Below are 14275 nucleotides of genomic sequence, written 5' to 3' on the forward strand. Positions count from 1 at the left end.
CGAAAACTCGCAACCTGGGATACCGACTACCTGATGGCAGCTCTCCAAGCCCGTTAACCTGGACTCGTTGCCCTGCGGCTGGCGTTGGTGATGGCAGGCGGTCCTCGACGTTGAATGCAGTGCTCGATGGCATTTGCGCCGGAGCCGGCGCAGGCTAGGCATTGGCGCGGACACAAACATCACAAGTTATGCCGCATCGTGGTCATCGCAAGGTCATCCGCTACAAGGTACGGCGCGGCCACCGGGCCTGGTAGCACCGGCTTTGTGTTTGACCGCTGGTTGGTCAAACGTGGACCCGGAACCGACCGCCCATTGGGGGGTGCGCCAGTCGGACGCGCGGCGGGCTAGTGTTTCGATTTCTTCTCGGGCAGGTCCTTATGCTTGGTCTCGGCGAATTCCTCGAGCTGCTTTTCGCTCATGGATTTGTACATTCCCTTCGAAGGGCCTTTGAGTTCGCTCTTTTTGGTTTCGCCACGCTTGGCGGACAATGCCGCGCCGGCGGCTTTCTGCTGGGCCTTTGATGTGGCTGGCATGATCGTTTCTCCCGTCTTGCAATGAGGGAAAACGCACCGGTCCGGGTGATGTTCCCAGATATCAGGAAATCGCCAGCCCAAACCCCTGCATCAGGCGGCGAGTCGGGAAATCAACTCTCTTCGAGGTGAAAACAGCAAGGTCGGCACCTTCCGGCAACGCCTCGCCGCCATTCCTGGCCTCGGTGTCCGCGAGCAGCGAGAGCGCCCGCCGTGCGATCGCCTCGGCGGGATCGAGCCAATCGACCGGCCAAGGTGCTGTCTTGCGCATGCGGTTGGCCAGAAAGGGGTAATGGGTGCAGGCAAGCACGACGATGTCGGTCCGCAGCACATCATGTTCGACGAAGCACGGCGCGATCTCGGCACGCACAGCCTCTTCATCGACAAAGCCTTCGCGCATATAGACCTCGGCCAGTCCCGCCAGATTGTCGCTGCCAACGAGCCGGACATGGCATTTCTGCGCCCATTTGCCGATCAGGTCGCGCGTATACTGGCGCTTGACGGTGCCGGGCGTCGCCAGCACCGAAACCAGCCCGGAGCGCGTGCGTTCCGCCGCCGGCTTGATCGCCGGCACCGTGCCGACGAAAGGATGGCCGGGAAATCTTTCGCGCAACGCATCGATGACCAGCGTCGAGGCGGTATTGCAGGCGATGACCGAAATGGCCGGCGAAAAACGGTCGAGCAGCTTGCCGAACAGTTCCAGTATATGCGCCCTCAGTGCCGGCTCCTCCCAAGCGCCATAGGGGAAAGCCGCGTCGTCGGCGACATAGACGAATCGGCGGTCGGGCATCAGCACGCGCGCTTCGCGCAGCACCGTCAGGCCGCCGATGCCGGAATCGAACATCAGGATCGGGCGGGCGTTTGAGAGATCGGTCATTGTCATTCAGGAAAGGGAGCTGGGGAGAGAAGGCTGGCCTAGGCTTAGGCCAATGATGCGTTTACCTGGCACGGTTCTATCTGCAACCATCATGGCCTTGATGCGGCGAGATGATCACACAAGGCCCCGCTTGCCGAAGCCGCCGGACCGCGGCCGGCTGTTTGGCAGAGACGCAGGTTGAGATGCAGGATGGTTCGACGGCGCCGGTGCGGCGCGCATGGCGTACGCCGGAGCCTGGGCCGTCACGCCGGCGGCCGACTCTGAATGGGGCGCCCGGCCGCCGCGCAACGGCCTGGGAGGGTCGAGATCATCGAAACTTAGGGAAGACGCCATATCCGCAAAGCTGCCCCCCGCCGGCTTGGCCGCCAAGATGACCGCCCAGAGCCCGACGAGAGCGAGTCCCAGCAGGTTAAGGCCGGAATGCGAATCTTCGCCGTCGAATTTCACGACAAGAACAGTGCCGGCCTGCAGAATCGCAAACAGGGCCGAGAACACAATGTACGACCAAAGGATCCATTTGGGTCCTTGCGCGTCGCGGCTTCGACGCCGGGCGAAATTCGCGCGGAACAGCACGATCACCAGCGAAGCGACGAGAACGGCCGCGGCCAGCCCTTCCCTGGAAGGACCAGGTTTCGAATTGGCCAATCCCTCGATGCCGATGGTCGATACGACGCAAAGCACAAATGTCACAATTTCCGCAACCAGCAGGGCCGCGGAATAGAAGAAAAAGCGAAGACGACCGATATTTGAGTTAAACATCCGAGGATCCACCCTTCGCCGGACGATGGATCATATCGAATAAAATTCAGTTACTGGTGAAGCAGCCGTTCTCACGATCGGTTCTATTCTTTGTCTGTCACCTTGCGGGCGCGTGCCGCCGCTGCCGGAAGCCGTCTTGGATCATCGCCCGGCGATCCGTCGCCGCGCGGCATGGCCGGCGAGAACCTGTCCAGCGATGATATTATGCCGCGCAGCACCTTGAGCTCCGGCTCGGCGAAGCCGGCGCGCGTCAGCACCGCGCGCAGATTGTCGACCATCTTCGGCTTCTTCGGCGCCGGGCGGAAATAGCCGCGCGCTTCGAGCGCCCCTTCCAGATACGCGAACAGGCCGTGCAATTGTTCCTTGGTCGCCGGCATCATGTCAGGGCTGGAAAAATTGGTTTCCGTTTCATCTTCCAGGCCCGACTTCATCCATTCATAAGACATCAGCAGGGCCGCCTGGGCGATGTTGAGCGAAGAGAAGGCGGGATCGACCGGGAAGGTGACGATCTCGTCGGCCAGGCCAACCTCGTCATTGTAGAGCCCGAACCGCTCGCGGCCGAACAGGATGCCGGTTTTCTGCCCGGATCGCTGGCGCGCTCTCAGCGCCCTGCCCGCCTCGACCGGTCCGCGCACCGGCTTGAAATTATCGCGCGCGCGCGCCGTGGTGGCGAAGACGAAGTTCAGGTCGGCGACCGCCGAGGCAAGATCGTCGAACACTCTGGCGGCATCGATGACATGGTCGGCGCGGCTCGCGGCAGCGCGCGCCTTTTCACTCGGCCAGCCGTCGCGCGGATTGACGAGGCGCAGTTCGGCAAGGCCGAAGTTCGCCATGGCGCGCGCGACCATGCCGATATTTTCGCCGAGCTGCGGCTCGACCAGGATGATCGCCGGGCCTGCGGCAGGAGGGATGTCGTTGCTGGCTTGCATGGGTGTCAATGAACTGCTGTTTGCGGCATTTCAGCGTCCCCTGCCATATCCGGCCGCGAAAATGAAGCTTTCACAAAGAGCGGCCGATGGCGATGGTCGAGCCAGCCCACGCGGATCGCCGTTTGCGTGGCCAAAAATGCTTTGATATACGGGCGCATCCCCGGCCAAAGCCATGCGGGCAAGGCCGTCCCGATCCCCAACAATGAGGCATTCTTTCCATGGCGAAGATCAAGGTGGCGAACCCGGTCGTCGAACTCGACGGCGACGAGATGACCCGCATCATCTGGCAGTTCATCAAGGACAAGCTGATTCACCCCTATCTCGACCTCAAGCTTGAATATTACGACCTCGGCATCGAGCACCGCGACGCCACCAACGACCAGGTGACCATCGATTCGGCCAATGCCATCAAGAAACATGGCGTCGGCGTGAAATGCGCGACGATCACGCCCGACGAGCAGCGCGTCGAGGAATTCAAGCTGAAGAAGATGTGGAAGTCGCCGAACGGCACCATCCGCAACATCCTCGGCGGCACCATCTTTCGCGAGCCGATCATCATGAAGAACGTACCGCGGCTGGTGCCCGGCTGGACCAAGCCGATCATCGTCGGCCGTCATGCCTTCGGCGACCAGTACCGCGCCACCGACTTCCGCTTTCCCGGCAAGGGCAAGCTGACGATCAAGTTCGTCGGCGAGGACGGCACGGTGATCGAGCATGATGTGTTCGATGCGCCGGCCGCCGGCGTCGCCATGGCCATGTACAATCTCGACGAGTCAATCCGCGAATTCGCCCGCGCCTCGCTGAATTACGGCCTGCTGCGCAATTATCCGGTCTACCTCTCGACCAAGAACACCATCCTCAAGGCCTATGACGGCCGCTTCAAGGACATTTTCCAGGAAGTCTACGAGGCTGAGTTCGAAGCCGAATTCAAGGCGAAAAAGATCTGGTACGAGCATCGGCTCATCGACGACATGGTCGCCTCCAGCCTGAAATGGTCGGGCGGCTATGTCTGGGCCTGCAAGAATTATGATGGCGACGTGCAGTCGGACACGGTGGCGCAAGGTTTTGGGTCGCTCGGCCTGATGACCTCGGTGCTGATGACGCCGGACGGCAAGACGGTGGAGGCGGAGGCCGCGCACGGCACCGTCACCCGCCACTATCGCCAGCATCAGAAGGGCGAGGAAACCTCGACCAATTCGATCGCCTCGATCTTCGCCTGGACCCGGGGCCTCACCCATCGCGCCAAGCTCGACGACAATGCCGAGCTGAAGCGCTTTGCCGAGACGCTGGAAAAAGTTTGCATTCAGACCGTCGAGGCCGGCTTCATGACCAAGGATCTGTCGCTGCTGATCGGTCCCGACCAGCCATGGCTTTCGACCACCGGCTTCCTCGACAAGATCGACGAAAATCTGCAGAAGGCGATGGCCTGACCAGACGAACGTCATGAGCAAACCCGTCGTCTACGGGGCGGACTACAGCGTCTACGTGCGCATCGTCCGCCTCGTGCTCGAGGAAAAAGGCATCGACTACGATCTGGTGCCGGTCGACATCTTTGCGGCGGACGGCATTCCAGGCTGGTATTTCGACCATCACCCGTTCGGCCGGATTCCTGCCTTCGAGCACGACGGCTTTCGCCTCTACGAGGCCAGTGCGATCACCCGCTATGTCGACGAGGCTTTCGACGGGCCGGCGCTGCAACCGGCTGATGCTCGGCCCCGCGCAACCATGAACCAGATCATCGGCATGCTCGACGCCTATGCCTATCGGGCCATGGTCTGGGATGTCGCCGTCGAGCGGCTGGAGAAAGAGCCGCCCGACGAGGCTTTGATCGGCAGCGGGCTTCGGCAGGCGAGAACGACACTACAGGCGCTCTCATCGCTGAAAGCCGAAGGGCCATGGCTGTTGGGAGCGGAACTGACGCTGGCCGACCTTCATGCAGCACCAATCGTCGGCTATTTCGTCAAGGTCATTGAGGGGCAAAACCTGCTGGCGGAGTTTGCCGACATTCAGGATTGGTGGACGCGCATCGCAGGGCGTGCGAGCGTTGCCAACAATCTGACCTAGCACCCCGGGGCGCTCCATGGTTGAACACTCCCACCAGGACGCGCTGACGGTGGCCAGAATAGTCAGGGTCAACCACGCTGGCGAGTTCGGCGCGATCAGAATCTATTCGGCGCAGATTCTTGTCTCGAAGCGTTTCTGGCCGCGTTGCGTGCCGTCTTTGTCAGAGATGCTTGGGCATGAGCGCAGTCATTGCGCTGCTTTCCGTGCAGCCATGCCGTCGCGACATTCGCGGCCGTGCCGCGTGATGCAATTCTGGAGCTGCGGCGGTTGGCTGCTGGGTTTCCTCACTGCCCTGCTCGGCCCGCAAGGAATCTGGGCCTGCACCGCAGCGGTCGAAGCGGCGGTGCACCGTCATCTCGACGATCAGCTATTCTTTCTTGCCGGACGCGACCGCGAGTTGCACGGCATCATCCTGTCCATCCGCGAAGAAGAGCTTGCCCATCTCCGTCACGCCGAAGAGCAGCTGAAATCGCCCGGACCGTTGCTGAACCTCCTGCGCGCAGCGATCTCCGCCACCACCGACTGCCTGATCTGGCTGTCCACCTGGGGGGATTCCACCCGAATGACGCGCGCCCTGAAGGCAGCAAAGCATGCCTGACGGGCGCTATGCGGCCTCCAGTGCCGCCTTCACCGCAGCGATCGCATTTTCGGCTTTCGAGGCATCCGGGCCACCGGCCTGGGCCATGTCAGGCCGACCCCCGCCGCCCTGCCCGCCCAATGCCGCGGACGCTACGCGGACCAGATCGACGGCGCTGAAGCGACCAGTCAGGTCGTCGGTGACGCCGACCACGACGCTCGCCTTGTTGTCCTCGCCGGCGCCAACGAAGACGACGACGCCGGAACCGAGCGACTTCTTGCCGGCATCGGCCAACGGCTTCAAGTCCTTTGGCGAGACGCCCGATACCGCCTTGCCGAGAAAACCGACACCGGCAATGGTCTCATTTTCGGCCGGCGCACCGGCTGGCGAGCGGTCGCCCAGCGCCAGCTTCTTGCGCGCCTCGGTCAATTCCTTCTCCAGCTTCTTGCGCTCGTCGAGCAGCGCCTCGACGCGGGCCGGCACGTCGGCCGGCGAAATCTTGAGCGTGGCAGCGACCGCCTTCAGCCGCTTGTCCTGCTCGTCAAGATGCTTTCTGGCCGCCTCGCCGGTCAGCGCCTCGATGCGGCGTACGCCGGCGGCGACAGCGCCTTCCGAGACCAGCCGGACCAGGCCGATATCGCCGGTGGCGCCGACATGGGTGCCGCCGCACAGTTCGACCGAATAGGGCTTGCCTGCCTTGTCGCCGGTGACCCCGGTGCCCATCGAGACGACGCGGACCTCGTCGCCATATTTCTCGCCGAACAGCGCCATGGCGCCCTCGGCGATGGCGTCGTCGACGCTCATCAGCCGCGTCGTCACCGAGCTGTTCTGCACGACGATCTCGTTGGCCATCGCCTCGACGCGTTCCAATTCCTCGGCCGAGATCGGCTTCGGGTGGGAAAAGTCGAAGCGCAGCCGTTCCGGCGCAACCAGCGAACCCTTCTGCGCGACATGGGTGCCGAGCACCTCGCGCAGCGCCTCGTGGACAAGGTGGGTCGCCGAATGGTTGGAGCGCAGCCGCGTGCGCCTGACATGGTCGACCTTTAGCTCGACCGCTTCACCCGTCCTGACGGTGCCCTTGGTGACCTTGCCGAAATGCACGAACAGGCCGTCACCCTTCTTCTGCGTGTCGGTGACCTCGATGGCAAAGCCTTCGCCCGAAATCACGCCGGTGTCGCCCATCTGACCGCCGGACTCACCATAGAACGGCGTCTGGTTGACGACGACGCCGACGGTTTCGCCGGCAACCGCGCTGTCCACAGCAGTGCCGTCCCTGACCAGCGCCTGAACGATGCCTTCCGCTTGCTCGGTGTCGTAGCCCAGGAACTCGGTCGCGCCCGCCTTCTCGCGCACCGCGAACCAGACGGTCTCGGTGGCCGCGTCGCCGGAGCCGGCCCAGCTCTTGCGCGCCTCTGCCTTCTGCCGCTCCATCGCAGCATTGAAGCCGTCGAGATCGACCGAAACGCCGCGCGGGCGCAAGGCGTCCTGGGTGAGATCGAGCGGGAAGCCGTAGGTGTCGTAGAGCTTGAACGCCGTCTCGCCGTCGAGCCGGTCGCCTCTGCCCAGCGTCTCGGTTGCATCGGCAAGCAGGCCGAGGCCGCGCGCCAGCGTCTTGCGGAAGCGCGTTTCCTCGAGCTTCAGCGTCTCAGTGATCAGCGGCTGGCCGCGCACCAGTTCGGGATAGGCCTGGCCCATCTCCCGCACCAGCGCCGGCACCAGCCGCCACATCAACGGATCACCGGCGCCCAAAAGCTGCGCATGACGCATGGCGCGGCGCATGATGCGACGCAGTACGTAGCCGCGGCCCTCGTTCGACGGCAGCACCCCGTCGGCGATGAGGAAGCTCGAGGCCCGCAGATGATCGGCAATGACGCGGTGGCTCGCCCGGTTCTTGCCTTCCGCCTTGACGCCGGTCGCCTCTTCCGAGGCTCGGATCAGCGCCTTGAACAGGTCGATGTCGTAATTGTCGTGCTCGCCCTGCAGGACGGCGGCGATGCGCTCCAAACCCATGCCGGTATCGATCGACGGGCGCGGCAGTTCGATCCGCTCCGCCTTCGTCACCTGCTCGAACTGCATGAAGACGAGGTTCCAGATCTCGATGAAACGGTCGCCGTCCTCATCCGGGCTGCCGGGCGGGCCGCCCGGAATGTCGGCGCCATGGTCGTAGAAGATTTCCGAGCACGGACCGCAGGGACCGGTATCGCCCATCGCCCAGAAATTGTCGCTGGTGGCGATGCGGATGATCCTGTCCTCCGGCAGCCCGGCGATCTTCTTCCAGAAGCCTGCGGCCGCGTCGTCGGTATGATAGACGGTCACCAGAAGCCTATCCTTGGCGATGCCAAACTCGCGGGTGATCAGGTTCCAGGCGAGTTCGATGGCGCGCTCCTTGAAATAATCGCCGAAGGAGAAATTGCCGAGCATCTCGAAAAAAGTGTGGTGACGGGCAGTGTAGCCGACATTGTCGAGATCGTTGTGCTTGCCGCCGGCGCGCACGCATTTCTGCGAAGTCGTGGCGCGCGAATAGGGACGGGTTTCAAACCCGGTGAAGACGTTCTTGAACTGCACCATGCCGGCGTTGGTGAACATCAGCGTTGGGTCGTTGCGCGGCACCAGCGGGCTCGACGCCACGACCTCGTGACCTTCTTTGCGGAAATAGTCGAGAAATGCCGACCTGATCTCGTTGACGCCACTCATGAATACTGCCTTTTCGAGAGAACCGCCGATTGCCGGCGGAAAACAGACATGGCCTTTTAGCGGTCGCACCGCACCCTGTCCAGAAACACGGAATTGCTCCAAATCGTAGCCTTGGCCGGCTGTTCGGAATGGCCAGAGCCACCGCCAAAAACGCAAACCGCCGGCCCAAGGCCGGCGGCATGAACACATCGATACTCAATTCGGGATACGTGAACTCAAACGGATATTCTGGCTGGCACAGCCCGCATCCTACATCGCGCCCGCTTCGTCCTCGAAACCGTCGTCTCCACCTTCGGAACCACCATTCTCGAGGAATTTCTCGGCGATAAGTCCGGCATTCTGCCTCAGCGCCAGCTCGATTTCGCGCGCCGTGTCGGGATTGTCGCGCAGGAACAGTTTTGCATTTTCGCGGCCCTGGCCGAGACGCTGCGAATTGTAGGAGAACCAGGCGCCCGACTTCTCGACCACGCCGGCCTTGACGCCGAGGTCGACCAACTCGCCGGTCTTGGACACGCCCTCGCCATACATGATGTCGAATTCGACCACCTTGAAGGGCGGCGCCAGCTTGTTCTTGACCACCTTGACGCGGGTCTGGTTGCCGACGACCTCGTCGCGGTCCTTGACCGAGCCGATGCGACGAATGTCGAGGCGCACCGAAGCGTAGAATTTCAGCGCGTTGCCGCCGGTCGTAGTCTCGGGCGAACCGAACATGACGCCGATCTTCATGCGGATCTGGTTGATGAAGATGACCATGGTGTTGGAGCGCGAGATCGAGGCGGTCAGCTTGCGCAGCGCCTGGCTCATCAGCCGCGCCTGCAGGCCGGGCAGCGAATCGCCCATCTCGCCCTCGATTTCGGCGCGCGGCGTCAGCGCCGCGACCGAATCGACCACCAGCACGTCGATGGCGCCGGAACGCACCAGCGTGTCACAGATCTCCAGCGCCTGCTCGCCGGTGTCGGGCTGCGAAATCAGCAGGTTTTCGAGGTCGACGCCGAGTTTGCGGGCGTAGACCGGATCGAGCGCATGCTCAGCATCGACGAACGCGCAGATGCCGCCCTTCTTCTGGGCTTCGGCCACCGTGTGCAGCGCCAGCGTCGTCTTGCCCGAGCTTTCCGGCCCGTAGATCTCGACGATGCGGCCGCGCGGCAGGCCGCCGACGCCAAGCGCGATGTCGAGGCCAAGCGAACCGGTCGGCACCGTTTCGATCTCGACGACCTGCTCGTTTGCGCCGAGCCGCATGATCGAGCCCTTGCCGAAGGCACGCTCGATTTGCGACAGCGCCGCATCCAGAGCCTTTGATTTGTCCACTGCTTTGTCCTCTACAAGCCGCAAAGAATTCTGAGCCATGATACATCACCCCTTGGTCGTCAATGAAGGCCGGACAATCCGTAATCCTTATTAATTTGTACCTTTTTTGTTCTCATCTGGCAAGGGGAGACAAGCGATTGAAAAACAAATGATATCTGTATCTGTTCTTTTTTTGTTTCGTGTTTTCACCCCAAGATGTATCCTGCTTCCTCCGTGGGATCGTGCTGGCATCTCCCGAATCGCGCCTCCGGTTGCCCGGTTCCGCCGGACGACCTAGTCTCCGCCCGGCAACAGCAAAGGTCATCTCGCCGGCATGATGAAGTCGCCGACAATCCTGGCCGTAGGCGGCGCCTATATAGATCGGCGCGGCCAGGTTTCGGGCACTTTCGTGCCGGCGGCGTCGAATCCCGGCACGATGCGCGAGGCTGTCGGCGGCGCCGTCTTCAATGCGCTGCGCAGCGCCGTGCGCCGTGGCGTCTCCGGTTCGCTGTTTTCGGTGCGCGGCGGCGATGTTCTGGCCGATACGGTCTCGCGCGCCATCACTGCGGCCGGCATTGCCGATCTGTCCGTGGTGTTCCTCGATCGCACGACGCCGAGCAACACGGTGCTGATCGACGGCGACGGCGCGCTGATCGTCGGCCTTGCCGACATGGCGCTCTACGACCTGGCGCTTCCCAAGCAGATCCGCCGTGCCAAGGTGCGCGAGGCGATCAGCACCGCCGATGCGGTCCTGTGCGACGCCAACCTGCCGTCGACGGCGCTGGAGCGGCTGGTGGCGCTTGCCGCCGGCAAGCCTGTCTTCGCCCTCGCCGTCTCACCAGACAAGGCGGTGCGGCTCGCGCCGGTGCTTGGCAGCCTGGCGATGGTCTTCATGGACCGGCGTGAGGCCATCGCACTCGCCGATGTCGGTATCGACACGGCGGAGCGTGATATCATCGACCGCCTGAGGCGCGCCGGCCTCAAAGGCGGCGTGGTGACGGCGGATGACGGTCCGGTGCTGGGTTTCGACGAAGCCGGCGCCTTCTCGATCCTGCCGCCGAAAAAAGTCGCGGACGGCGCCGCCGATGTGCTGGCGGGCGCAACGGTCGCCGCCCTGCTGCGCGGCCTGACGCTGCGCGCGGCGCTGCGTGACGGCGTTGCCGCGGCAATGCTTGCGATCGAAAGTGCCGAACTTGTGCCGATCTTTACGGCGGCAGACTTTGCCGACGCGCTGGCCCTTGTGCCCGAGCCGCAGAAAATTGGCATGAGCTGATGACCAGTGGAGAGGCAGCCTATTTGCCGGCACGCAGCCCCGCTTCATAGGCCCGGCGTGCCCAGACCGACATCTCATCCGGATCGTCGAAGGCGCTGTCGGGAACGCTCCAATACGGCATCGACACCAGCTTGCCGTGCCGCGACCCCGTATAGGTCCATTGCCGACAGCCGGCCGCCTCGAATTCGGGCGCGCTTTCCGCGTCGGCCTTCAGCATCAATTCGCCACGCACCACGATGGCGACGATAACGCCGTCAAAATAGATGCCCTTGCCACCGAACATCTTGCGAATGCTGACCGGGCCGAGGGCTTCGAAAAGTTCGGCAATGCGTTCATTGTCCATGCCGCGATCATGTCACCCGGATTTCCCCTTGTCATCGCCGCAACCGGCACCATCCTGACAAGTTGAAAACCAATTTCGTCGGAGTTTTTTTCATGCCGCTTCTGCTCAAAGGGTCCTGCCGATGCAATGCCGTCCGCTTCGAGGTGGAAAGCCACACGCCGGTGCCGTTCATGCTGTGCTACTGCTCGATCTGCCGCAAGCAGCAGGGCGGCGGTGGCTTCGCCATCAATCTCGGCGCCGATTACGAGACGCTCAAAATCAAGGGCAAGCGCAATCTCGGCGTCTACCGGGCCGAGATCGAGGACGACGAGCATCCGCAGTGCGAGATCTCGTCAGGCGAGCGGAATTTCTGCAGGAAATGCGGATCGGCACTGTGGCTCTACGATCCGACCTGGCCGGAACTGGTCCACCCCTTCGCCTCCGCGATCGACACAGACCTGCCGAAGCCGCCTGAAAAGGTCCATCTCATGCTGAAATACAAGGCGAACTGGGTGGAGCCCGAGATCGGCAAGGGCGACAAGGTCTTCGATATCTATCCTGAGGAATCGATCGCAGACTGGCACAAACGAACGGGAATGTGGGTGGATTAGGTCCTTCTCCCCGTTTACGGGGAGAAGATGCCGGCAGGCAGATGAGGAGCGGCGCAAATATCACAGAGGCCGGCTCTGCCCCTCATCCGGCCCTTCGGCCCACCTTCTCCCCGTAAACAGGGAGAAGGGAAGATCAGGCCGATGCGCGCGCCTCGGCCAGGGCCTTCAGATCGGCCGGCTTGAGCTCAACCGATTCGCCGCAGCCGCAGGCCGAGCTCTGGTTCGGGTTGCGGAAGGTGAAGCCGGTGCGCAGCGTCGTCTGCTCGAAATCCATCTCGGTGCCGAACAGGAAAAGCGCGGCCTCAGGTGCGACATAGACATGAGCGCCGTCGCGCTCGATATGATCGTCCTTGGTGTTGGGCTCGGTCACCAGGTCGACCGTATATTCCATGCCGGCGCAGCCGCCCTTCTTGATGCCAAGGCGAATGCCATGCGCATTCTCACGGGTCGCGACGATCTCGCGCACCCGGTCGGCAGCCTTTTCGGTCATCGTGATGACGGCGAAGCGTCCCATTCTTTTTCTCCATTACGTGCAGGTTCAAGGCCTGCCGAATGATTCCTCACCTAAAATGGTGAAATTTTCTGCCTGGCGCAAGTGCGCCCATTAATACCAGCCCACCGCGACCTGCGCCTCTTCCGACATGCGGTCGGGCGACCAGGGCGGATCGAAGGTCATGTTGACCTCGACGCCGGAAACGCCCTCGACGGCGCCGACGGCGTTCTCAACCCAGCCGGGCATTTCGCCGGCCACCGGACAGCCGGGCGCGGTCAGCGTCATGTCGATCTTGACCGAGCGGTCGTCCTCGATGTCGATCTTGTAGATCAGACCAAGCTCGTAGATGTCGGCCGGGATTTCCGGATCGTAGACCGTCTTCAGCGCCGAGACGATGTCGTCGGTCAGCCGCGCCAGTTCGTCGGCGGGAATGGCCGAGGCGGAAACCAGACCGTTGGCAGTCGTTTCCGAAGTGGTCTCAGCGCTGTGGCTGGCATCATCCATGATCGTCACCCGAAGAACTTTCGCGCTTTTTCAAGCGCATCGGCCAAAGCGTCGACTTCGGCCCTGGTATTATACATGCCGAACGATGCCCTGCATGTGGAGGTTACGCCGAAACGTTTCAACAGCGGCTGGGCGCAATGCGTGCCGGCGCGGACGGCAACGCCTTGCCGATCTATCACCATCGACACGTCATGGGCATGAATGCCCTGCAGTTCGAAGGAGATGATGGCGCCCTTGCCTGGCGCATCGCCGAAGATGCGCAGCGAATTGATGGCGCGCAGCCGCTGATGGGCGTAGTCCTTCAGGTCGGCCTCGTGGGCGGCAATGCGCTCGCGGCCGATCTTTTCCATGTATTCCAGCGCAGCGCCCAGCCCGATCGCCTGCACGATCGGCGGCGTGCCGGCCTCGAAGCGGTGCGGCGGATCGTTGTAGGTGACGATGTCCTGCGTCACCTCCTCGATCATTTCGCCGCCGCCCTGGAACGGCCGCATGCGCTCCAGCATGTCCTTCTTGCCATAGAGCACGCCGATGCCCGAGGGACCATAGACCTTGTGGCCGGTGAACACGAAGAAATCGCAGTCGAGATCCTGGACGTCGATCGGCATATGCACGGCGCTCTGGCTGCCGTCGACCAGCACAGGAATGCCGCGCGCGTGCGCGATGCGGACGATCTCCTTGATCGGCGTCACCGTGCCCAGCGCGTTCGACATGTGCGTGATGGCAACGAGCTTCGTGCGGTCGGTCAGCCGCTTCTCGAACTCCTCGATGTGGAAGATGCCGAGATCGTCGACTGGCGCCCAGACCAGTCTCGCGCCCTGGCGCTCGCGGATGAAATGCCACGGCACGATGTTGGAATGGTGCTCCATGATCGACAGCACGATTTCGTCGCCCTCGCCGATATTCGGCATGCCGAAGCCATAAGCGACGGTGTTGATCGCCGCGGTCGTGTTCGAGGTGAAGACGATGTTGTCGGTATCAGGCGCGTTCAGAAATCTTTGCACAATCTTGCGCGCGTTCTCAAAGGCGTCGGTCGCCGCGTTTGACAGGAAATGCAGGCCACGATGGACGTTGGCGTATTCCTGGGAATAAGCATGCTGGATGGCGTCGAGCACGGCCTGCGGCTTCTGCGCCGAGGCGCCATTGTCGAGATAGACCAGCGGTTTGCCGTAGACTTCCCGCGACAGGATCGGGAAGTCGCGGCGGATCGCCTCGACGTCGTAGGGGATGTTTTCGACTTTCTGGTCCATTTCGAAGTCCTTGCCGCTCTACGCCGCGTTCGTTCCAACACCCCTCATCCGTCTTGGCGCTTCGCGCCAATCCACCTTCTCCCACAAGGGGAGAAGGTCTGGCGCTCT

Annotated in this window: 15 protein-coding genes; 5 read left to right on the forward strand and 10 right to left on the reverse strand. The window is 62.6% G+C overall.

Annotated features, from left to right (window positions below; translation table 11 throughout):
- Window positions 1-344 precede the first annotated feature (344 nt).
- The 4 genes from AC0L3I_RS34115 to AC0L3I_RS34130 all read right to left on the reverse strand — a co-directional run bounded on the left by AC0L3I_RS34115 (window position 345) and on the right by AC0L3I_RS34130 (window position 3095).
- Entirely contained in the window at window positions 345-533 is a 189-nt protein-coding gene (locus AC0L3I_RS34115; protein ID WP_473529847.1) for a DUF3008 family protein, read from the reverse strand.
- Between the two features lie 61 nt (window positions 534-594).
- Window positions 595-1407, reverse strand: a complete 813-nt coding sequence (gene murI, locus AC0L3I_RS34120; protein ID WP_473529848.1) for a glutamate racemase — start codon at window positions 1405-1407, stop codon at window positions 595-597.
- A gap of 114 nt (window positions 1408-1521) precedes the next feature.
- Window positions 1522-2178, reverse strand: a complete 657-nt coding sequence (locus AC0L3I_RS34125) for a hypothetical protein (protein WP_473529849.1) — start codon at window positions 2176-2178, stop codon at window positions 1522-1524.
- Window positions 2179-2249: 71 nt separating this feature from the next.
- Window positions 2250-3095, reverse strand: a complete 846-nt coding sequence (locus AC0L3I_RS34130) for an RNA methyltransferase (protein ID WP_473529850.1) — start codon at window positions 3093-3095, stop codon at window positions 2250-2252.
- A 218-nt stretch (window positions 3096-3313) separates the two neighbouring features.
- Between AC0L3I_RS34130 and AC0L3I_RS34135 the strand changes: the two genes are divergently transcribed.
- Genes AC0L3I_RS34135 through AC0L3I_RS34145 form a run of 3 tightly spaced genes read left to right on the forward strand, consistent with a single transcriptional unit; the run spans window position 3314 to window position 5757 of the window.
- Window positions 3314-4525 (forward strand): NADP-dependent isocitrate dehydrogenase, encoded by a 1212-nt coding sequence (locus AC0L3I_RS34135; protein ID WP_473529851.1) that lies wholly within the window; start codon window positions 3314-3316, stop codon window positions 4523-4525.
- Window positions 4526-4538: 13 nt separating this feature from the next.
- Window positions 4539-5159 (forward strand): glutathione S-transferase family protein, encoded by a 621-nt coding sequence (locus tag AC0L3I_RS34140; RefSeq protein ID WP_473487905.1) that lies wholly within the window; start codon window positions 4539-4541, stop codon window positions 5157-5159.
- Between the two features lie 16 nt (window positions 5160-5175).
- Window positions 5176-5757, forward strand: a complete 582-nt coding sequence (locus tag AC0L3I_RS34145) for a demethoxyubiquinone hydroxylase family protein (RefSeq protein ID WP_473529852.1) — start codon at window positions 5176-5178, stop codon at window positions 5755-5757.
- Window positions 5758-5763: 6 nt separating this feature from the next.
- Here the strand turns inward: AC0L3I_RS34145 and alaS are convergent, their stop codons facing one another.
- Together alaS and recA are read right to left on the reverse strand one after the other, a co-directional pair.
- Window positions 5764-8430 carry an alanine--tRNA ligase gene (gene alaS / locus AC0L3I_RS34150; protein WP_473529853.1) on the reverse strand — a complete coding sequence of 889 codons (2667 nt, stop codon included), beginning with the start codon at window positions 8428-8430 and terminating at the stop codon, window positions 5764-5766.
- A 249-nt stretch (window positions 8431-8679) separates the two neighbouring features.
- A complete protein-coding gene (gene recA / locus AC0L3I_RS34155; RefSeq protein WP_008875470.1) occupies window positions 8680-9777 on the reverse strand; it encodes a recombinase RecA in 1098 nt (365 codons plus the stop codon).
- Between the two features lie 274 nt (window positions 9778-10051).
- On the opposite strand from recA, the gene AC0L3I_RS34160 reads away from it, so the two are divergent.
- Window positions 10052-10990 carry a carbohydrate kinase family protein gene (locus AC0L3I_RS34160; RefSeq protein WP_473529854.1) on the forward strand — a complete coding sequence of 313 codons (939 nt, stop codon included), beginning with the start codon at window positions 10052-10054 and terminating at the stop codon, window positions 10988-10990.
- A 19-nt stretch (window positions 10991-11009) separates the two neighbouring features.
- Here AC0L3I_RS34160 and AC0L3I_RS34165 read toward each other — a convergent pair whose 3' ends face one another.
- Window positions 11010-11333, reverse strand: a complete 324-nt coding sequence (locus AC0L3I_RS34165; RefSeq protein WP_473529855.1) for a TfoX/Sxy family protein — start codon at window positions 11331-11333, stop codon at window positions 11010-11012.
- 92 nt (window positions 11334-11425) lie between these two features.
- Between AC0L3I_RS34165 and AC0L3I_RS34170 the strand changes: the two genes are divergently transcribed.
- On the forward strand, window positions 11426-11923 hold the full coding sequence (locus AC0L3I_RS34170; RefSeq protein WP_473529856.1) for a GFA family protein: 498 nt from the start codon (window positions 11426-11428) through the stop codon (window positions 11921-11923).
- A 133-nt stretch (window positions 11924-12056) separates the two neighbouring features.
- On the opposite strand, the gene sufA is transcribed toward AC0L3I_RS34170, so the two are convergent.
- The 3 genes from sufA to AC0L3I_RS34185 form a co-directional block, all read right to left on the reverse strand.
- Entirely contained in the window at window positions 12057-12437 is a 381-nt protein-coding gene (sufA, locus tag AC0L3I_RS34175) for a Fe-S cluster assembly scaffold SufA (RefSeq protein WP_006206001.1), read from the reverse strand.
- A gap of 90 nt (window positions 12438-12527) precedes the next feature.
- Complete coding sequence (locus AC0L3I_RS34180; RefSeq protein WP_473529857.1) at window positions 12528-12920, reverse strand: SUF system Fe-S cluster assembly protein; 393 nt, start codon at window positions 12918-12920, stop codon at window positions 12528-12530.
- Between the two features lie 5 nt (window positions 12921-12925).
- Entirely contained in the window at window positions 12926-14167 is a 1242-nt protein-coding gene (locus AC0L3I_RS34185; RefSeq protein WP_473529858.1) for a cysteine desulfurase, read from the reverse strand.
- Window positions 14168-14275 lie beyond the last annotated feature (108 nt).

Source organism: Mesorhizobium sp. WSM4840, from assembly GCF_055811755.1.

What these genes read in the sequence shown, in the direction of transcription:
- AC0L3I_RS34115 (WP_473529847.1), bottom strand. Translation starts at nt 533, where the DNA reads ATGCCAGCCACATCAAAGGCCCAGCAGAAAGCCGCCGGCGCGGCATTG.
- murI (WP_473529848.1), bottom strand. Translation starts at nt 1,407, where the DNA reads ATGACCGATCTCTCAAACGCCCGCCCGATCCTGATGTTCGATTCCGGC.
- AC0L3I_RS34130 (WP_473529850.1), bottom strand. Translation starts at nt 3,095, where the DNA reads ATGCAAGCCAGCAACGACATCCCTCCTGCCGCAGGCCCGGCGATCATC.
- AC0L3I_RS34135 (WP_473529851.1), top strand. Translation starts at nt 3,314, where the DNA reads ATGGCGAAGATCAAGGTGGCGAACCCGGTCGTCGAACTCGACGGCGAC.
- AC0L3I_RS34140 (WP_473487905.1), top strand. Translation starts at nt 4,539, where the DNA reads ATGAGCAAACCCGTCGTCTACGGGGCGGACTACAGCGTCTACGTGCGC.
- AC0L3I_RS34145 (WP_473529852.1), top strand. Translation starts at nt 5,176, where the DNA reads ATGGTTGAACACTCCCACCAGGACGCGCTGACGGTGGCCAGAATAGTC.
- alaS (WP_473529853.1), bottom strand. Translation starts at nt 8,430, where the DNA reads ATGAGTGGCGTCAACGAGATCAGGTCGGCATTTCTCGACTATTTCCGC.
- recA (WP_008875470.1), bottom strand. Translation starts at nt 9,777, where the DNA reads ATGGCTCAGAATTCTTTGCGGCTTGTAGAGGACAAAGCAGTGGACAAA.
- AC0L3I_RS34160 (WP_473529854.1), top strand. Translation starts at nt 10,052, where the DNA reads ATGATGAAGTCGCCGACAATCCTGGCCGTAGGCGGCGCCTATATAGAT.
- AC0L3I_RS34165 (WP_473529855.1), bottom strand. Translation starts at nt 11,333, where the DNA reads ATGGACAATGAACGCATTGCCGAACTTTTCGAAGCCCTCGGCCCGGTC.
- AC0L3I_RS34170 (WP_473529856.1), top strand. Translation starts at nt 11,426, where the DNA reads ATGCCGCTTCTGCTCAAAGGGTCCTGCCGATGCAATGCCGTCCGCTTC.
- sufA (WP_006206001.1), bottom strand. Translation starts at nt 12,437, where the DNA reads ATGGGACGCTTCGCCGTCATCACGATGACCGAAAAGGCTGCCGACCGG.
- AC0L3I_RS34180 (WP_473529857.1), bottom strand. Translation starts at nt 12,920, where the DNA reads ATGGATGATGCCAGCCACAGCGCTGAGACCACTTCGGAAACGACTGCC.
- AC0L3I_RS34185 (WP_473529858.1), bottom strand. Translation starts at nt 14,167, where the DNA reads ATGGACCAGAAAGTCGAAAACATCCCCTACGACGTCGAGGCGATCCGC.